Annotated in this window: 13 protein-coding genes and 1 pseudogene; all 14 read right to left on the reverse strand. The window is 42.0% G+C overall.

Annotation, left to right across the window (positions count from 1 at the left end):
- Window positions 1–58: 58 nt before the first annotated feature.
- Window positions 59–757, reverse strand: coding sequence for a response regulator (locus B7E05_RS15960; RefSeq protein ID WP_080875138.1), 699 nt, complete (start codon window positions 755–757; stop codon window positions 59–61).
- Window positions 754–2367, reverse strand: a complete 1614-nt coding sequence (locus B7E05_RS15965) for an ATP-binding protein (protein ID WP_080875139.1) — start codon at window positions 2365–2367, stop codon at window positions 754–756. The genes B7E05_RS15960 and B7E05_RS15965 overlap by 4 nt, the downstream gene beginning before the upstream one ends.
- Before the next feature lie 385 nt (window positions 2368–2752).
- A complete protein-coding gene (locus B7E05_RS15970) occupies window positions 2753–5059 on the reverse strand; it encodes a polyprenyl synthetase family protein (RefSeq protein WP_080875140.1) in 2307 nt (768 codons plus the stop codon).
- 117 nt (window positions 5060–5176) lie between these two features.
- On the reverse strand, window positions 5177–6391 hold the full coding sequence (gene eutH / locus B7E05_RS15975) for an ethanolamine utilization protein EutH (protein ID WP_080875141.1): 1215 nt from the start codon (window positions 6389–6391) through the stop codon (window positions 5177–5179).
- A gap of 207 nt (window positions 6392–6598) precedes the next feature.
- Window positions 6599–9248: pseudogene (locus B7E05_RS15980) on the reverse strand (cation-translocating P-type ATPase).
- A 296-nt stretch (window positions 9249–9544) separates the two neighbouring features.
- Window positions 9545–10162, reverse strand: coding sequence for a precorrin-2 dehydrogenase/sirohydrochlorin ferrochelatase family protein (locus B7E05_RS15985; RefSeq protein WP_179134557.1), 618 nt, complete (start codon window positions 10160–10162; stop codon window positions 9545–9547).
- The gene (locus B7E05_RS15990; RefSeq protein ID WP_080875143.1) at window positions 10140–10937 is read right to left on the reverse strand and encodes a sirohydrochlorin chelatase; all 798 of its coding nucleotides are present in this window, start codon (window positions 10935–10937) and stop codon (window positions 10140–10142) included. Before B7E05_RS15990 ends, B7E05_RS15985 begins: the two co-directional genes overlap by 23 nt.
- Window positions 10938–11026: 89 nt before the next feature.
- On the reverse strand, window positions 11027–12511 hold the full coding sequence (gene cobA, locus B7E05_RS15995; protein WP_080875144.1) for a uroporphyrinogen-III C-methyltransferase: 1485 nt from the start codon (window positions 12509–12511) through the stop codon (window positions 11027–11029).
- Between the two features lie 135 nt (window positions 12512–12646).
- The gene (cysI, locus tag B7E05_RS16000) at window positions 12647–14380 is read right to left on the reverse strand and encodes an assimilatory sulfite reductase (NADPH) hemoprotein subunit (protein WP_080875145.1); all 1734 of its coding nucleotides are present in this window, start codon (window positions 14378–14380) and stop codon (window positions 12647–12649) included.
- Window positions 14381–14405: 25 nt separating this feature from the next.
- Window positions 14406–16241 (reverse strand): assimilatory sulfite reductase (NADPH) flavoprotein subunit, encoded by a 1836-nt coding sequence (locus B7E05_RS16005; protein WP_080875146.1) that lies wholly within the window; start codon window positions 16239–16241, stop codon window positions 14406–14408.
- A gap of 111 nt (window positions 16242–16352) precedes the next feature.
- A complete protein-coding gene (gene cysC, locus B7E05_RS16010) occupies window positions 16353–16973 on the reverse strand; it encodes an adenylyl-sulfate kinase (RefSeq protein WP_080875147.1) in 621 nt (206 codons plus the stop codon).
- Between the two features lie 58 nt (window positions 16974–17031).
- Window positions 17032–18108, reverse strand: a complete 1077-nt coding sequence (locus B7E05_RS16015) for a sulfate permease (protein ID WP_080875148.1) — start codon at window positions 18106–18108, stop codon at window positions 17032–17034.
- A gap of 28 nt (window positions 18109–18136) precedes the next feature.
- Complete coding sequence (gene sat, locus B7E05_RS16020; RefSeq protein WP_080875149.1) at window positions 18137–19282, reverse strand: sulfate adenylyltransferase; 1146 nt, start codon at window positions 19280–19282, stop codon at window positions 18137–18139.
- A 48-nt stretch (window positions 19283–19330) separates the two neighbouring features.
- Complete coding sequence (locus B7E05_RS16025) at window positions 19331–20044, reverse strand: phosphoadenylyl-sulfate reductase (RefSeq protein ID WP_080875150.1); 714 nt, start codon at window positions 20042–20044, stop codon at window positions 19331–19333.
- Between the last annotated feature and the right edge of the window lie 92 nt (window positions 20045–20136).

Raw genomic sequence — 20136 nt, forward strand, 5'->3', positions numbered from 1 at the left:
TTATTCTCTATTTTCGTCGATTTTATTTTGTTTGTATATATTTTTTAACTAATCGAAACTAAAATTGTCGAAGATTGTCTTTTCCTGCCTGTGAGAGTTTATATTGCTGCAGCGGGCGTCCAAAACTGTGATAAATCACGTTCTTTTCAAGCAGCTTTTGTTCCTCAAAAAAGCGTAAATATTTTCGTAATGAAACATGGGAAATCTGTGCATAAGCGCTTAATTCTGCTGCAGACAGCCAATCTTCGTGTTCCTTCATAACCGTTAATATATTACGGCATGTCTCTTTTGTAATTCCTTTAGGTAAGTCATCCGGTTTTAACACTGGCTGTTCTCTCGGGTGAAATAAACGATCGACTTCCGCTTGCTGCACCTTTCCTTCCGTTGTTCTTACCGTCTGGCGATAACGTAAAAGTGACTCTTGGAAACGCTCGAAGGTAAATGGTTTTAAAAGATAATCCACTACGCCATAACGATACCCCGTTTGCAATGATTGTTGATTATTAGCAGAAGTAATTAAAATGACGTCCACATTAATTTCTTCTGCACGAATTTGTTTTAATAAATCCAACCCATTTTGTTGCTGTAAATAGACATCCAGTAAGATTAAATCTATATCCGGCTGTTTTGCTAGCTCCAAACCAGTCTCTACCGTTTCTACGCTTCCGGCACAGCAAAACCCATCTACTTTTTCAATATATTTCTGATGAAACTTAGAAATCAACGGCTCATCTTCAATGATTGCTACATGTATCATCGTGTATTATTCCCCTCTTCCTCATGCTGTTCATATGGCATTTTTATTTGTAAACAAACACCTGCACCGATATCTGATTGAATATGGTAACTGCCATTCCCCGCTTTTATAGCACGCAGCATAATCGTCATTCCATATCCACGGTTTAATCCCTTTGTGGAATAGCCGGTTTCTAATATAGAAGGCAATTCTTCCACATCAAATCCTACGCCATTATCGCAAATTTCGTAAAGTAGCTGGCCATCTTTCCTATCAAATAGAAGGGTAATCTTTTTTTCTTCTTGCCCTACCATTGCGTCGACGGCATTTTCCAGGCTGTTTCCAATAATCGTAATCCAGCGGTCCACCATGATTGGATCAGAAAGACTCGGCCATTTATTTTCCCCTTGAATCTCTACATCAATTTGCAGTTGCTCTAAACGTTCTAATTTAGTCAATAAATAACCGGCAATAGCTGCATCATCCATATGTGCAGAAATGATTCCTGTTTCCCGCTGATAGATTTTTGACAGGCTGTCCACATATTCCGTCAGCTCTTCATAGGATTCAGTATGAACCATTGCGCCGATAATATGAAGTTTATTCATAAACTCATGTGTCTGCATCCGCAGTGTATGTGCATAAGATTCTACTCCAGACAGCTTTTTCATCATCGCATCCAGCTCATTCCGGTCCCGAAACGTGACAAGTGCGCCAACATGTCCTTTATCTACTTCAAAAGACACACTGTTCGTAATCATTTCTAAATTTCCTAAGTGAACTACTTTATCATAGACGGTTTTTTGCCCGTTTAATAAATTCCCCATGTTAAGTTCCGGCCAAACGTCAACGATTTGTTGACCAATCACATCTCTGTAACAGCCGGCGCGTTCCATCATCCCTTTTGCTGATGGATTGGCAATAATAATTTCATGGTCTGTATTGATGGCAATAACTCCTTCACTGACACTGTTAAGCATTGCTTCCCGTTCCTCTATCATATGCGCAATCTCCGGAGGTTCTAAATCAAACAGGGTTTTTTTCAACCTTCTAGCTAAAAAATAAGATCCGATTAACCCAAGGCCGAGGCTTACCATGGTTCCTAAGATCGTTACTTTGACGCTATCCCACACAGCCTGATGGAGTACTTCTGTGGTAATTCCAATTGAAACCGCTCCTATTTGAGTCCCTGCTTGATTATATACCGGTTCAAAAGCGCGCATCGAGGGACCTAATGTGCCAACAGCCTCGGAAGTATAATGCTTGCCTTCAAATACATCATCTACATCTCCTCCTGCAAAATTTTCTCCTATCCGGTCTGGAACAGGGTGTGTCAGCCGGATTCCTTCCATATCCATGATTACGATATATTGTAAATGATTATTTTCTCGAATTTCTGTCGTAAGCGTATGAAGCGTTTCATCAGCTTCTCCATTTTCAAGCGCATCCATTACCAGCGGCATACGAGCAAAATGACTGGCACTTAAAGCAGCTTTGTCAGAAAGGGCTTCTTTTGTTTCCGATGCTTGATTATAACCAATCAACAAACCAGTCACAAGCAGCGTTAAACAAATTAATCCACTTGTGAATAACATCATTTGAAACATGAACGGCATGCCTTTCTTCTTCATATCGCCTCTCTCCTCTCTCTATGTAAAAGCGAATCGATTTTTATTATTTTAAAAACACTTCTTCCCAAGACATAATATAGCTTATTTACATCTTTTCTACAACGCAGCTCATACTAATCAAAAAGGGGGTGTTCTCATGAGTGTCGATAAAGGGAAAAAGAAAAAGAAGAAAAATAAAGAAGAATTGAATGCCATGAAAGGCGGGAAAGAAAGACATCGCAGAAATCGTTCTTAGATTAGAATACGCATCATTTTATATGGTAAAAACGCTCGGTGTTGAGAAATCAAGACTCCGGGCTTTCTTTGCTATGCAAAAACACCGGATAAACGTTACATCCTGCATCAGAATGCCGCATTTATCCGGTTGATAAGACCAGCTTTGCCTTTAACGGTCGCGCAATATCAGATAATCCAACAGCTGATCAAAGAAAGGAATCTCCGGAAGCTGTGCTAATTCTTGTCGGGCTGCCAAATAATGCTCCCACATCTCCTTTTGCGCCGCTTCCCTGCCGAGAATGGACACAAAAGTCGTATTTTGATTCCGATAGTCGCTTCCCGGTTGCTTCCCTAACAATTTCGAATCGCCGGTTATATCCAATAAATCATCTTTAATTTGAAAAGCAATCCCTGCGTGACGAGCGAAACGTTTGACGGTCTGTTTCCGCTCTTCCGATGCACCGGCAGCAATCAGCGGCATCATCCAAGCTGCTTCAAATCCAAGGGCCGTTTTATACATCGATAATTCTTCCAGTTCCTCAAGCGTTAATGATTTCCCTTTAGCATGTAAATCAACGTATTGCCCCTGACACATATGTTGCGTTGTTCTGGTCGAATAAGCAATCAATTCCAGCAGGCTGCTTGGGTCTTGATGTTCGATATTAGCTTGCTCCTCAACAGCACGTTGTGTTAGCCAAAGCCCTGTAAGTTCTGCAGTCGCATGATTATATTTCTCATGCAGCGTCTGCTTGCCTCTTCGCTCCGGCGCATTATCCTGCGATGGCAAATCATCAAAAATAAGCGAGGCTGTATGCATATACTCTATCGATTTCACTAATGGCAATACGAAATGATCTGGCAAATTATAACCTTCTTTGGCCATTATCCACGTCATTATCGGACGCAATCGCTTGGCATTGCCTAACAAACTATAATCAGCCGCTTCTTCTAAAGTACCCATCCCTGATTCAAAACGGAGATGCTCTTCTATCTGATCCTTGACTTCCTTCATTTTCGTCCTGAACTGCTTCTTGGATTCCTCTTTTTGTTTTAATGTCGTTAAAAACTGATCCCGTATCCATTTATCAAAAAAAGCGACGTGTTGATTCCGGTTGACGACTTTTTCCAGAGCTTTCTCAAAATCCGTATCAAAAGAAAATTGCTGCATCAGCTCCTGGTAGCGTTCTTTTCCTAATCTTTCTTTCAACCGTTTGAGCCCGTTGACTGCCCGGTCCAGAATCATATCTCTTATCTCCGGTTTCCCCGGATAAACCTGATGGATAAAATAATAAATGACCGACCAATACATGGCAAAAGGATTGATGAAGTCGTTCCGTTGATGCTGATACGTTATAAAGTACGTATATGGCGTGACATTTTTATTAACAAGGTCTTCTTCCAAATCGGTTAAATCATCTGCAAGCTGATTATATAAACCGTAATGAAACATGTTTGACTCAATATGGTCCCCTTCAGAAAATGGTTTAAAAGAACGAATAATCAGTCGGGAAGAAGCTGATTTTAATATCACAGAAGTATACAAGTCTTCATTCGTATAATCGGGGTTATCCAATTGTTTTTCTCGGTCCAGCTCTTGCGCTTCAAAAAATAAATACGCATTTTCCAGGAACAACTGTCTATTCTCCGCCGGCTGGCATGATTGTAAATATTGAAATGCCTCAGACAGTTCTTGGTGGACAGCGGAAATGAACTGCCAGTGATTATCTTGCCAATCGGAGGCTTTTACTGGAAGTACTTCCCCGGTTAATAATGTTTGTTTGATAAAATAAGCAAACGTCTTCTTCTCCGAGACTGTTAATAAGTCTGCATCCAGAATATCATCAATGAATGGATAGGTTAACCCGTAATAGTAGCCGGTGCGGATTGCCTGATCCAGCAGCTGCCTTCTCAAGCTTTTCGAAGGCTCTCCATCTAACTCTTCTAATTCATGCATAATAACACCAGCAATAATCTTCATGATTTTTCTCCTGGCTTCCTGCTTATTCACTTGTTCAGGAAGGATGGAAGAAATATATTGCAACTTATCCATCACCCAAAAAAAAGCCTCTTCCAGCGATTCTTTCTTGGCCATTTGATATAACTCCGTCATGTGAAAAGGAACGATCTGGTCTTTCTTATTCAAATAGTTCTTTACACTTTCGGTAACCTCAGCGATTCTATTTTGCATTGTGTGCGAAGTAATATCTCTGCCAAGGTCACGAAAATAGATATAAGATATACTGCGGTGTAAATAAGAATCAAGCTGACCTGTCTTTGCTAAATAAGAAAGAAAAGACCGGCTTGGAGGATTTCCCCCTTTATCGAAATGAACCCACGTTTTCTTTTTGTTCTGCTGATATTGGGATAGTGTCTCCGTCAATGTAGACGCAAAGTTATCTTGTTGTATCTGGGCTTGCAGCGTGTGAAAATATGCTTTTGCCTGCTTTTGTTTCGCCTGAAAATATTCTTTTTCCATCGGCCTGTTCCGTCCTTCATGTTTTGTTAAGTAATTAAGTATATCATGAAACAGGGCAAACAATGATTCCAGAAGCAAAAACTTAACCGAATCTTTACATTTTAAACGCCATATATCTTATTCTCTCTGCGCTTTTAGCTGATCCTCCTTCTCCAGCTGAACAGCTTTGGGAACAGATAATTTAAACGCTAAATAAATAGAAAGGAAAGCCGCTACAATCTTTCCAAGCATAATTGGTAAAATTAAATTAGGCTGAAAGTTAGCAGTGAAGGATAAATGATCACCAAATACCGTCGCAATACACACAGAAAAGGCAATATTAATGACCTTATCCTTGGCCGGCATATCTTTCACCATGCGAAACATCGCCAGTGTATTGGCTACGGATGCTACCAGCCCCATGCTTCCCGCTTCCTGCATTCCCAAAGCTCCTGCCAGTTTTTGAAGCGGCTTTGCAAATACATTCCGGAATATATAAATAAAGGGAAAAGAACCTGCCAGCATAATTCCGATAAATCCAGCAACTTCCAGAGCTCTATACGTATCCGCTTCATCAGCAATGATGGGGTCAAATCCCCAGCCGCCAAACACAAAGCTGAAAAAGCCTGTAAAGTATTCCACAATAGAAAACACCAAGACTAATTTAATACCAACATCTAAAAACTTACCGTAAAATAAAAAGCCTTTAATCATCTTATTCGGATACAGTTTTAACCCAATAGCCAGCAAAATCACAAAAAGAAGCAGCGGAATCATGGTGATGAAAATTTCCGAAAAACTTAACATTAACGGGTATAAAGACTGTGCATTCGTCGAAACAGCTTCTCTGATTTCCGGTTTGGAAATCGCAATAAATAGACAAGAAACAAGGATTCCTACCGGGATGGTTAATATTCCTGCCATAACGCCTAAAGCCATATATTTATAATCTTTTTTAGTAATAAGCGCCAGTCCAACCGGAATCAAAAATGTCAGCGTCGGCCCCAGAAAATAGCCGACCACCATCGCGATAATCCATGATTCTCTTGTGTCTGCCAGCGCATCCGCTAATTGATAACCTCCCATATCGACCGCTATCATCGACGTTGCGGCAATGGCAGAGTCGATTCCAAATTGGTTAAGAAAAGGACCAATAACAGAAGATATAAACTGTGATAAATACGGAATAGATGCCATAATCCCTGCGCAAGGTATAAAAACCTGACCAATCACATAAAAGCCTTCCATAAACTCTCTGCCAAGCCCTGTTTCTGCATTTTTTATTGCGGCAAATGCACCTGCCACTGCACATGCCATAATCATATAAATAATTAAATCACTGATAAAAGCCATTCTTTATGTATACTCCTTCCTTATAACGATTGCTCTGTATTCGTACTATCCGGTAATCACCTTTCCTTCTTCTATCTATTTTTTCAGATGATGATCAATATGATTTACTATACATTTATTTTGTTTATTTTTAAATACTTTTATAGACAATAATAAAGACCTTCTACACATTGCAGCAACTAACAAAGCATAAAAGGCCTTTATCATTTATTCCGTTTTTGAAAAATATTTCAACATCATTTTAGCGATTTCCATACAAATGACAGCAGCAACAGCTAATCCTGTTGCAATTCCCCACTCTGCCAAACCAAACGCTGCAGGGATATTAAATACGTCTCTGGCAAATGGCAGTAATGTAATTCCATATAACGCAAATCCGAGAACAACCGCTCCAATCACATATTTATTGCCGAAGAAACCCAGTTTAAAAGATGTCTGTGTATTTGAACGTGCTGCAAAAGTCTGCAGCGTCCGTGACATAATCAGCGTAGTAAATGCCATTGCTACCCCCATCTCATTGGAATCAGCCAAGCCGATATAAAAAGAAATAATCACAACGACAGCAATTAAAATTCCACGTGTTAAAACCGTCCGCAGCGTGCCACCCGCAAATATGCCTTCGTTAACCGGACGCGGTTTCCGCTTCATCACACCAGCCTCTGACTTCTCCACACCTAACGCAATCGCAGGCAGCGAATCATTGACCAGGTTAATAAACAAGAGCTGTAAGGCTGTAAATGGATTCGGCAGATTGAAGATAACCGCATACAGAATCGCGAGAATGGCTCCAAGGTTTCCAGCAAATAAGTAGCCGATAGCTTTTTTAATATTGTCAAATACCGTTCTGCCAACCTGTACCGCATTGACAATCGATACAAAATTATCATCGGTCAGTATCATTGCCGAGGAATCTTTCGAAACATCCGTACCACTTCCCATCGCAATGCCAATATCCGCCTGTTTTAAAGCAGGCGCATCATTCACGCCATCGCCTGTCATAGCCGTTACAGCACTTCTTTGCTGCCAGGCGCGCACAATTCTGATTTTATTTTCAGGAGATACGCGGGCGTACACGGAGATTTGTTCAATCTTTTCCTCTAATGCTTCATCCGACATTTTATCCAAATCTCTTCCAGTAATCGCAATATCGTCATCACCCATTAAGCCGATATCCCGTCCGATTGCTTGGGCGGTTGTTTTATGATCTCCGGTAATCATAATGGTCCGGATTCCTGCTGCCTTTGCTTCTTCAATCGAGCCATATACCGCTTCTCTTGGCGGATCCATCATAGCTGTCAGACCAACTAACACAAAATCATGTTCATCCTCATAGGTTATTTCTGTCTGTTTATCTGGCAGACGTTTATAACCATAGGCTAACACACGTAAAGCCTGGTTAGAGAAATCTTCATTAGCTCCTTCAAACCGTTCCAGTAAATCATCGCTCAATGGCTGTTCTACCCCATCTAAGAGCACCTGACTCGCACGGTGAAACATCACGTCCGGGCCGCCTTTGGCAAATAACAGATGCTCCCCGTCAATATGATGAACCGTTGACATAAGTTTACGGTCTGAATCAAAAGGCAGCTCCGTCTCTCTCGGATACTTTTCTCGTAACGCCTGATAGTCATGTGCTTGATTATTTGCAAATTGTATTAAAGCAACCTCTGTCGGGTCCCCAATTTCTTGGTTCTCCTGGTTCACATACGAATCATTACAAAGCGCTGCGATATACACAAGGAATTTCTCGGACTTGTCCCAATCATCTGGATTTTTCGGTAAACGTTCATTTGCATGAAAAGGTAAAAATTCATCCGTGACTGTCATCTTATTTTGTGTCAGCGTTCCTGTTTTGTCTGTACAGATAATACTTGTCGACCCTAACGTCTCTACAGCCGGCAACTTACGAATAATTGCATGCTGCTTCGCCATTTTATTCGTACCGACAGATAGAACAATCGTAACAATCGATTGTAACGCCTCCGGAATAGCTGCAACAGCAATAGCTACGGAGAACATCAGTGCATTTAATAATGCGGTTGTTGTATCTGCTTCGCTGCCGCCAAAGCCGATACGTGTTGCCTGCACAGCAAAAATAGCAATACATAAAATCAGAATGCCTACTCCGAGTTTCTTGCTGAAGCTATTTAATTTTTGCTGTAATGGCGTTTCTTTTTGTTCTGCCGTAGAAAGCATATCGGCAATTTTACCGACTTCTGTTTGACTCCCGGTACCAGTAACAACAAAAGACCCCCCGGCCATAAACAACAAGTGAGCTGCTGTATAGCATATTCAGCCGATCGCCTAAAGCAACTTCTTCTTCAATAACATCTATGTTCTTTTCAACAGCTTCCGACTCGCCAGTCAGCATGCCTTCATTCACCCGTAATGAACCGCTTTCCAGCAGACGCCCATCCGCCGGAACATAGTCCCCAGCCTCTAAGTAGACAATGTCTCCAGGAACAAGCTCTTTTGCAGCAATGGTCTTTTCTGTTCCATCCCGCATCACATTCGCATCTGGTGCAGACATATCCTGTAATGCCTCCAGAGAGCTTTCCGCTTTTCTAGTCTGGACAACACTGATGACTGCATTGATTAACAGGACAAGGAAAATAATAATAGACTCGACCCATTCTCCAATTAATATTTGTACTGCAGCAGCTGCCAACAGAACAATAACCATGGGATCTTTGAAGGTCTCCAGGAATAATTTCCAAGTCGGTACTTTTTCTTTATCCTCTATTTCATTAAACCCGTATTTATCCAGTCTGGATGCTGCTTCTTGCGTCGATAAGCCCTGTTGGGAAGTGTCTGCTTCTTCCAAAACTTCTTCTGCCTTTTTTTGATATATTTCCATGTCCGAATCTCCCTGCTGTTCTTTTTTCAGTTACATGATACTGTCTGAATTTGACATAATCAAGAAAATGCCGATTATACTTGTTATGCTTAACGTTTTTCTGCTTATTAAACATTGTTCTCTTTTGTGAGCTATTACCTTTTTTCAAGCGATTAAAACGCATTATTGACAGAAAAAGTATTCTTTACAAAATCGTCATATCTTTTACCTTCTTTACATAGCAAAACAGGAGAAAGCTTTATGCTTTCCCCCATTTTTATCCCGATCTCTGCTTCTATTGTCTTTCCGAATTCGTATTATGTAGATTGAATCGTTTCAAGCATCGTTTCAAACAATTGTTGCCGGTTCTCCTCACGTAAGAATTCTTCCAATGTGATTTGCTGCAGCAGCTCCTTCTTTTGCTTTGCCGTCAATGGATAAGCCAGAATCCGTTTTCGAGCCTGATCAAGAAAAGCAAGATCTTCTTCCACGTCTCGAGGAAGATGCTCCTCCAGCTGCTTTTTGAGCCGCTTTGCATATATCGGGCTGGCACCGTTTGTGGACAGCGCAATCGTTAACTGCCCCTTCTTCAAAACAGCAGGAAAATGAAAATCACTTTTCTCTGCATTATTTACTATATAGACCAGCTGATTCGGCTGCTTATTTTCATAAAGAGACTGATTCAGTTCCGCTTTTTCCGTCATTAATAGGAGTATGGAACTGTCAAACCGCTCTCCTTCCTGCACCATTCTTTCCTGCCACTTTATTTCTCCATTTTCATACAATACCTGCAAATCAGGATGAAGTTCAGGTGCGATAAGCGTTATGTCCGCGCCGGCTTCGAACAAAGGCTTGATTTTTTTTACTGCAATCGCTCCTCCGCCTACAGCAATCACGGTTTTATTTTTTATCTCAAACAAAATCGGAATTCGCATCAGCAGACTGCCTCCCTTGTAGCGCATGAACCCGGTCAACCAGGACATCTACCAACTGATCATCAAAACCCAGATACGGACACAAAATAAATTGTTTATCAGTCCGTTCCGATAATTCATCCAGTTTCTGGCGCAATTCCCTCATTAATATACCGGAGAATAACAAATACGGAACAACAAATACACGGTCATAAGAACTGTTCACTTCTCGCTCCAGCCCTTCATTCAGTTTCGGATGTGTGGCAGCCAGATAACACGTATTTACTTCGCTTACCGGAGCCGCTTCCCACAGTAAACGGGCAATTTTGGCAAGGTCACTATTCGCATCAGGGTCGCTGCTGCCTCTGCCTACCAGCAGCACGGAAGCTGATTCACGTTCTTCATAAACAGGCTTTTGGCCTGTTTGCTCTAATCCGCCCATTTCCAGACGCTTGGTAAGTAAATCAATCATTGCCGGATCCACCCCCATGACATTTCCATAAGAAAATGTCACTTCCGGATAGCGTTCCTCCGCTTCTGCAATCTCGTTTGGGATATCCAGTTTTGCATGTCCGGCAGAAAGCAGCAGCACCGGTACTACCGCAATTTGCGTGGCCCCTTGCCGCACACAGTTGTCAATCCCTGTTTGGATAGGCGGCGAAGCAAGTTCAATAAAACAGGTTTCCTGAATGGCTACTTGCGGATTTTTCTTCTTCGCTTTATCCACAAAAGCCAAGAGTTCTTCATTGCCTCGTTGCACCCGGCTTCCATGCCCGATATATAAAATGGCCTGCATCCTATATTCACCTTCTTCCTAATTTCTATTTCCAGTCTATCAAATTTCTGTTCGATGAACGAGACTAATGTTAAAACCGGTGCAGACCTTTAAGAAAACGCCGCAACAAGCGGAACGTCTTTTTGCAAAAGCGCTTCAAACAGCGCTTCTTTCGTCGACTCCGATAATACCTTGTCAACAGAATAACCAGCGCTAACAGCAGCTTGCTTCGATTTTTCTCCAAAGCAAATCACATGTGCATATGCGCTGATGCTTTCCGGCGATCCTCCACAGGCTTGAAACCCCTCCGTCACGGTCTGAACAGAACGTGCATTAGGAAAAATAATGGTTTCAATCCGTTCTTCTTCTTGCAGGCGGTTGAAAGTTTCAAGCGTTTGCGGCACGCGGCTATAAGTGTGTGTAGCAATAAAATCATCACCAAATCCGAAAGCATAACGCTGCTTTTCCCGGTCTATCCCTTCTGAATCTCCCAATATAACCAATGAAGAAGCATGCGAATCCCTTTCTGTCACTTCTTTTCCGACACAATGATAAGACGCTAAAGCTTTTATTGTTTTTGAAGATACGCCATAGAATTCCCCTTGTATATGGCGGATATCTATTTTATTTGCCTGCAAGGATGCAAAGAAAACATCCACACTTGCTGGTGAAAGGAAAAGAAGATCTTTATCTGTCGGAATATCGGTTGCCTTCAACAGATTCTTTTGCAGCTGCATACGCGGAAATTCAAACACTTCTGCTCCCTGGTCTCTTAAATGCTGTCCTATCCCACTCGGCTCATCACTTGCCCGGCCGAACAACAAATGCTGACCGAACAACAGCTTGCTTTCAAACCAGCTTGCTCCTTTCTTGATTGCACTTACCTCTCCTACTAAAATAATCGCAGGATTTTGAAACTTTGCTGCTTTAGCTTTTTCTACAATGTTTGCTAAACTCCCCTGCAGCGTTCTCTGTTTTCCCGTCGTTCCCCACTGTATTAATAAGACTGGTGTATCAGATGGTCGTCCATGGGAGATAAGCTGGCTTGCAATATGCGGCAAATTTCCGATTCCCATATAAAACGCAATTGTATCGATTCCATTTGCTAAAGCGTTCCAATCAATCAGCGGTTCTCCTGAAGATGACTTATCATGGCCTGTAATAACGGCAAAAGAAAGACTATGTTCACGATGGGTAACAGGCACACCTGCGTAAGCAGCAGCTCCGATTCCTGCTGTTATCCCTGGAACAATTTCAAAGGGAACACCAGCCTGTTCAAGTGCTCCCGCTTCCTCCCCGACACGGCCAAAAACACTTGGGTCACCGCCTTTCAAGCGTACAACCTTTTTCCCCTCCAAGCCGCGCTGCACCAATAAATTATTAATCGCTTCCTGACGCAGTATATGTTTCTTAGGCATCTTGCCACAATAAATATATTCTGCTTGCGGAGAAGCATATTCCAGCAAGAGCGGATTAACAAGCCGATCGTATAAAACGACTTCTGCCTGCTGTAAATATTGATATCCTTTTGCTGTCACTAACCCGATATCTCCCGGTCCAGCTCCGACCAGATAAACACATCCTTGTTTCCCCATCGTTTTGTCCCCCTCATTTTAACACTTTTTATCATTACAACCGTTAAATAAACTTTCCTATTGTAAGAAAGTAACAGAAAAGCAGGGCGGTACCGCAACCCTGCCTTTTCTTAAAAAGTCGTATACCAAAACGAATTAATCATGGAAGTTCGTTCCGGAAGTAACAGCTTTCACATACGCTTGTCGAACGGCAAAATCACCGAAGTGTTCTCCATCCAGACGCTCTTTGGCATAATGCTGAATAATCGGCTGCAGGGTTTCTAAAATTTCTTTTTCCCCAATGCTCTCCCGATACAGCTTACTTAAACGCTGGCCCGCAAATCCTGCTCCTAAGTACATATTATATTTCCCAGGTGCTTTGCCAATAAAACCAATCTCCCCTAACGCTGCTCGTGAACAGCCATTCGGACAGCCGGACATCCGGATAACAATTTCTTCATCGCGAAGCCCTTCTTCCTCAAGTAATGTTTCCAATTTCTCAATCAAGGAAGGCAAATAACGTTCTGATTCAGCCATTGCCAAACCACAGGTTGGAAAAGCGACACAGGCCATGGAGTTCCGTCGCAATGCAGATTGTTGTTTTCCATCAGTCAATCCATACTCCTCAATAAGTTCCATGATTTGCTTTTTCTTCTGGCTGGTCACATTTCCGATAACCAGATTTTGATTCGCTGTTAAGCGGAAATCTCCAGTATGAATCTTGGCAATTTCCCGCAATCCAGTCATCAGCTGATAATCTTCTTTATCCTGAATTCGTCCATTTTGGATAAACAGCGTGAAATTCCAGCGATTCTGTGTACTTTTCACCCAGCCGTAGCGATCGCCATTATGATCAAAATGATAATCACGTGCTTCTTCCAGCTGCCATCCTAAACGTTCCGTTAACTCCTTTTTCAGCCAATCAATCCCACGGGCATCAATCGTATATTTGAAGCGTGCATATTTTCTTTCGGAACGATTTCCATAATCCCGCTGAATGGTAATGATCTTTTCAGCAACATCTGTGATTTGATCCGGCTCGCAAAAGCCGATAACTCTCCCCAGCTGCGGATACGTATTAGTATCACCATGTGTCATCCCCATGCCGCCGCCTACCGATATATTGAATCCTTGCAGATGCCCATCCTCCAGAACAGCAATAAAACCTAAATCCTGTGAAAAGATATCAACATCATTGGAGGGCGGAACTGCAATTCCAATCTTAAACTTTCTTGGCAGATATACAGATCCATACATTGGCTCTACTTCATCATTTTCTTTCGAATCAACCACTTTTTCTCCATCAAGCCAAATTTCATGGTACGCATTGGTACGCGGAGATAAATAATCACTCAATGTCCGGGACCACTTATGAACTTCTGCATGTACCTCCGATTGATCCGGATTCGGATTACACATCACATTCCTGTTCACGTCCCCGCAGGCAGCGAGCGTATCCATCAATGCATCATTAATCCCTTTCATACTTGCTTTCATATTCCACTTTAAAATACCATGCATTTGAAACGCCTGTCTCGTCGTCAATTTAATTGTCTGATTCCCGTAGGTGTTGGCCAGGTTGTCGATAACCAGCCACTGTTCCGGCGTTGCCACTCCTCCAGGTACACGAACCCGCACCATAAATTGATAAGCAGGCTCAAGCTTCTGGCGCTGCCGTTCCGTACGTAAATCCCGGTCATCCTGTAAATAACTTCCGTGGAATTTCATTAACCGGTTGTCATCGTCCGGGATACCTGCACTTAATGGATTATTTAAGGTTTCTACCAATGACCCGCGTAAATAATTACTGTCTTTTTTAATTCTTTCCACATCACTTGGCGGTCCATCTTGTATATGAACAGATTGATTCACTGTTTGATTATCTGTCATTCTTTATTCTCCTTTCGCTGCTAACTTAATAGACATCTCGCTGGTAACGTTTCTCTTGCTGCATCTCTACTAAATATTGATGCGCTTCTTCTTTATTCAGATTTCCTTCACGTTCCAGGATGGTCGCTAACGTATCATGGACATCACTTGCCATGTTTTTCTCATCACCGCACACGTAAACAATTGCTCCTTCTTGCAGCCACTCATAGAGCTCTTTGCTTTGCGCCAGCATGCGATGCTGCACATAAACTTTCTCTGTTTTATCTCGTGAGAAAGCAACATCCATTTTTGTTAACGTACCGTCTTTTAACCAGCGCTGCCAGTCTGTCTGGTAAAGAAAATCTGTTACAAAGTGCTGGTCTCCGAAGAAAAGCCATGATTTCCCTTTTGCTTCCATCATTTCGCGCTCTTCTACAAAAGATCGAAACGGGGCAATGCCTGTTCCCGGACCAATCATAATAATTGGTTTATCCGGATCAGCAGGAAGCTTGAAATTCGGATTTTTATGAACATAAATAGACAACGATTGCCCAGCCTCTCTCCGGTCAGCACATTGGACAGAGCAGACACCATTCCGTTCTCTTCCATATGTTTGGTAACGTACAGCCCCAACCGTTAAGTGGACTTCTTCCGGATTCGCTTTATAACTGCTTGCCACGGAATAAAGCCGAGGCGGCATTTTGCGTAGTAACGCTATAAATGCTTTCGCCGGAAGATCCTTCAGCTGATAATCACGAATCAAATCTAATAAATCTCGCCCATACACATATTCTTTTACTGCTTCTTCATTTCCTTGTTCCAGTAACTGTTGTAATTCCGGATGTTGCGTAAATTCAGCTACCTTTTTCAGTAATGGCTTCGTCAGTACAGTAATTTCATAAGTCTTTCGTAATGCTTCCAGTAAAGGAACTTCATCCCCTTTTTTATTAACAGGAATCAGCTCATCAGGTGCCCAACCTGTTTCTTTTATTAACTCGTCAACGATTACCGGATCATTTTCAGGATAAATTCCAATACTGTCTCCTGGTTCATACTCGAGATTCGACCCTTCCAGCGACAATTCCATATGGTACGTTTCTTTATTGGAACCACGGCCGTTCATGTTAAGATTTTCATAGATTTCAGCTTCATATGGATTTGTTCTGGAAAAGGCAGACGCTTTTGCTTCCACAGTAGCAGCTGCTTCCGCTACAGTTGGAACTTGCGTCGTCTCTTGGGATTCAGCCAGTTTGTTTAATACATTTTCAAGCCATTCTTCCGCAGCTTCATCATAATCCAAATCGCAATCCATACGGTCTATGATTCGTTTTCCTCCCAATTCTGCTAATCTCTCATCAAATTGTCTTCCTGTTTCACAGAATTGTTCATAAGAGCTGTCTCCTAGTGCCAACACCGAATAATTTAGCTCTTCCAGCTTCGGCGCCCGGCGTCCATGCAGAAATTCATGAAATTGGATGGCCGTATCCGGCGGGTCTCCCTCTCCTTGTGTACTGATAACAATTAGCAGGTTTTGAATGTTTTTTAGTTTATTCGGTTTAAAATCGGCCGTAGAGACAAGCGTTACTTTCATTCCTTTTTCTTCTAGTTTTCCAGATACTTCTGTTGCCACCTCTTGACAATTCCCTGTCTGTGAGCCAAAAAGAACGGTAACCTCTACAGGTGTTGCTTCTGTTACAACTGCAGCTGGTAAATCAAGCGGTACCGCAGCATCTGCAGAAGTAGTAGCCGGAGCTGCATTTTGTAAAGCGGACAGATAACCGCCCAGCCATATTTGTTGTGTTTCTGTCAATGTTGGGAAAAGACGATTGAGCAAATCAACTTGCTCTTGATTAAATGGACTATTATTTACTTGAAATTGCAACGCTATCAACCTCACAAAATTAAATTTATATAACTTACCTGATTATTTCACTGCCTATGTCTTTCAATGTATGACTAACTAACTTCCTTTCTTTTACGATGCAATACGCACTTAACTGATCGATTTTTCAGGTAATTGCTTTCTTTCTTGTAAGAATGCAATAATTTTATCGACACACGCTTCAATGGAGTATTGATCGGAGTCAACAACTAATTCCGGATGCAGCGGTTCCTCATAAGGAGAACTAATGCCGGTGAAATGATCGATTTCCCCTGCACGTGCTTTTTTATAAAGCCCTTTGGGATCACGGCTTTCACAAGCTTCCAAGGAACAGCGTACATAAATCTCAACGAATTCATCTTCTTGCACCAAAGCTCTCACCCGATGACGATCTTCTGTAAAAGGCGAAATAAAGGCTGTGCAGACAATAAGACCTGCATCTACAAACAGCTTCGCGACTTCGCCAATCCGGCGAATATTCTCTTTGCGGTCCTCTTCATCAAAGCCAAGCCCTTTATTTAAACCATGCCGGACATTATCCCCATCCAGCACATAACTGTTTAAACCTTGTTCAAATAAGCGGTTTTCTAAAGCATTAGCTAATGTTGACTTCCCTGCTCCAGAAAGTCCTGTAAACCATAAAATACAGCTTCCGTGCTGATTTCTCTGCTGCCGTTCTTTTTTCTGTACGGCTGTATCATGCCAAATAATATCTTTTGTTTCTTGTTTCAAATAAACAGCCCCCTTCGTTTAACCCTTTTTTCTGATAAACTTACTCGTATTTAACCCGTTAAATTCCCCCGCCTTCATCATACGTCGAACGACGCTCTGCACGTGTAGACAAATAAAGGCTGTAAACTCCTGCCGTGGCAATAAAAACGGAAAGAATAACAAAAAGTGTATAGTAATCGGTTGTTTTAAATAAAAGAATAAGTCCATACGATAAAACTAAAGAAATAACCGGTGAAACCACCCAGACTTTGATAATTTGTTTCACAATACTCTGCCGCCACATTTTAAACCCTTTATCTGCTGTACCAACACCAACAATGGCAGAGGTTGTTACTTGTGTCAGCGGCACTGGTAAACCAAAAATAGATGCCGTTATGACCAAGCTGCCTCCGGTTAAGGAAACCGCACTTCCCTGCAATAAAGACAGCCGTGTAATTTTTTTACCGTTTGTTTCCAATACCCTTCCGCCTATTAATACGGCTCCAAGGGATACGAAAAATCCGCCAATCAAAACAGCCATCGTCACATCGAGCAGTCCAACACCTACTAAAGGGCCAACCGCATTGGCTACGTTATTCATTCCAGCGGCATATGCCTCTATACAACCGGCAGCGATAAGTAAAAAAGCCAGTGGTCTCCGCCATTTCCCTAACTCGGTCAGCTCTTTCCAGCGATTTTCCGCATAGCGTATCCATTTCCCAAAAAGCAATCCCAGTAAAAAGGCGGTAAAAGGTGTAATCAGCCAAAATGCAATGATAATGAGCAATTGATCAAATAATAACGCCTGGTAGGCAATTCCTGCCCCAATGATTGCACCGACAACAACTTCACTCGTAGACAATGGAATCCCTAACATATTAGCAAGGAATAAGCTGAGACAAGCAGCTGCCAAAACAATAATAACAACTTCTACATCCAGCACTCCTGGGGGAATAATGCCATTCCCAATCGTTCGAACAACTTCACCACCGGATAATGCGCCTAATAAAGCAAAAATACCGACAACGATCATTGCAGTTCGCTTGTTAGGAATTGCACCACTCCCGTAAGCCGGCCCCATGGAAGCAGCTGTTCCACTGGCTCCAATGTTCATCGCAAAAAATAAAGCAATTATAAATGCAACAGCAACCAGCATAATTCCAAAACACCTCTCTCTATCTTACTTACACACTTGCTTGCTGCTGCATCCCGCGAATCAGGACTTCCACCACTTCTTTCCGGCTAAATTCAGGAGGCGGTGTTACGCCACCCGTTAACATCTCCCGTACTTTGGTTCCGGACAAAATAACGTGATTTTCTTTATCATGCGGGCAGGTTTTCGTTGATGCCATATTGCCGCATGCTTTGCAGTAAAAACTGTGTTCAAAAAATAACGGTGTGATTTCCAAATCTTCTTCTGTAAAGTTTTGAAAAATAGTTTGCGCATCGTACGTTCCATAGTAGTCACCCACTCCTGCATGATCTCGGCCGACAATAAAATGTGTGCAGCCATAATTTTTACGCACTAACGCGTGAAAAATGGCTTCTCTCGGACCCGCATAGCGCATTGCCGCTGGAAATACGGCGAGAAATACCCGATCACGCGGATAATATTTAGACAATAGCACTTCATAACTTTCCATTCTTACATCCGCCGGGATATCATCTGCTTTGGTATCTCCTACTAGCGGATTTAAAAATAATCCATCAACGATTTCCAAAGCTGCCTTCTGTATATATTCATGAGCCCGGTGAACCGGATTTCTTGTTTGAAAACCGACAACCTTTTTCCAGCCTTGTTTTTCGAAATGCGCTCTGGTTTCTTTTGGATCCAGATAATATGCTTGAAAACCATCCCGCTGTAACCGTTTTGTTAACGTAATCGGTCCGGCTACGTAATAATCCGGCCGTTCAAATAATTTTTTTACTCCTGGATGCGCTTGATCCTCTGTTTGATATACCAGTTTTGCTTCTTTCCATTTATTCGGTTCATATATTTCTGCGATATCTATGACCCCATACACTTCATTATTAAAAGTAAGCTTTGCGCGCTTGCCAACTTCTAGTGTATTGGCATCTTGCTCTGTAACCGGTAATGTGATTGGAATACTCCAAACTGTTCCATCAGCTAAACGCATATCGCTGACTACCGACTCATAATCTGCTTTCCCCAGAAATCCTGTCAAAGGGCTGAATCCGCCAATACCAATCAATTCTAAATCGGAAAGCGCAAAGGAATCCAGCTTTATTTCCTGCGTAATTCCCTGCGTGTCATAATCCGGATCATATTGTTGAATTAAGGTTCCTCCATGTGGAGTAATGGTTGTCATAACGTTTACCTCCAATAATTTTCAATGTCATTCTGTCTATATTGCTTCTTATTTTTGCTGATGCAAGCCGCATTCTGTTTTATTTGTATTTGCCCATCTGCCGCTTCTTGCATCTTCCCCGTTCAAAACTGCTTTTGTGCAATGCTCACAGCCGATACTCGGGTAATTCTTATCATGAAGCTCATTATAAGGCAGTTGATGTAAACGGATATACATCCAGATTTCTTCTTCCGTCCAATGAATCAAAGGGCAGACTTTAATCGATTCAAATCTTCTGTCTTGATTCACAAATTGCGTATTCGCTCTTGTTGGAGACTGCTCCCGACGTAAACCGGATATCCATGCTGTATATTTATTTAATTGCCGCTCCAAAGGAATCAGCTTACGAATACTGCAGCATAGGTCCGGGTTTACTTTCCATAATTCCGGGCCATGGGTTTCTGCTTGCTCTTCCGGTGCCAAATCCGGTTTCGTCATTTGAATCTTTAAACTGGGATAACGCTCTTTTACACGTTCAATCAATTCATACGTTTCTTTAAAATGAAAATCCGTATCCAGAAAAACAATGGCAGCATCTTTTTTCACCTTATAAATCATGTCAATCAGGACGATACCTTCCGCCCCAAAACTGCAGGCATAAACAAGTTCATCACCATAGGTTTGATAAGCCCATTTCAATATCTCCAGACTGTCCTTCTTTTCCAGCTTTTGATTCAGGATGTCATAATCATCTGCCGCTGCTTTTTGATAGGTTAATTGCATGCCTCAACCTTCTTTCTAAAATGAATACTTGACTATTAAAAAAGACGCCGCTCCTCCAGAATTTCTTCTTGAAAGAACGCCGCCTCTAGTTG

Source organism: Oceanobacillus timonensis (assembly GCF_900166635.1).
Lineage (GTDB): Bacteria > Bacillota > Bacilli > Bacillales > Amphibacillaceae > Oceanobacillus > Oceanobacillus timonensis.

Excerpts from the sequence above, each read along its gene's own strand:
- cysI (WP_080875145.1), bottom strand. The coding sequence starts at position 14,380 with ATGACAGATAATCAAACAGTGAATCAATCTGTTCATATACAAGATGGA.
- eutH (WP_080875141.1), bottom strand. The coding sequence starts at position 6,391 with ATGGCTTTTATCAGTGATTTAATTATTTATATGATTATGGCATGTGCA.
- B7E05_RS16015 (WP_080875148.1), bottom strand. The coding sequence starts at position 18,108 with ATGCTGGTTGCTGTTGCATTTATAATTGCTTTATTTTTTGCGATGAAC.
- cobA (WP_080875144.1), bottom strand. The coding sequence starts at position 12,511 with ATGGGGAAACAAGGATGTGTTTATCTGGTCGGAGCTGGACCGGGAGAT.
- B7E05_RS15985 (WP_179134557.1), bottom strand. The coding sequence starts at position 10,162 with ATGCGAATTCCGATTTTGTTTGAGATAAAAAATAAAACCGTGATTGCT.
- B7E05_RS15960 (WP_080875138.1), bottom strand. The coding sequence starts at position 757 with ATGATACATGTAGCAATCATTGAAGATGAGCCGTTGATTTCTAAGTTT.
- B7E05_RS15970 (WP_080875140.1), bottom strand. The coding sequence starts at position 5,059 with ATGGAAAAAGAATATTTTCAGGCGAAACAAAAGCAGGCAAAAGCATAT.
- B7E05_RS15990 (WP_080875143.1), bottom strand. The coding sequence starts at position 10,937 with ATGCAGGCCATTTTATATATCGGGCATGGAAGCCGGGTGCAACGAGGC.
- sat (WP_080875149.1), bottom strand. The coding sequence starts at position 19,282 with ATGACAACCATTACTCCACATGGAGGAACCTTAATTCAACAATATGAT.
- B7E05_RS15965 (WP_080875139.1), bottom strand. The coding sequence starts at position 2,367 with ATGAAGAAGAAAGGCATGCCGTTCATGTTTCAAATGATGTTATTCACA.
- B7E05_RS16025 (WP_080875150.1), bottom strand. The coding sequence starts at position 20,044 with ATGCAATTAACCTATCAAAAAGCAGCGGCAGATGATTATGACATCCTG.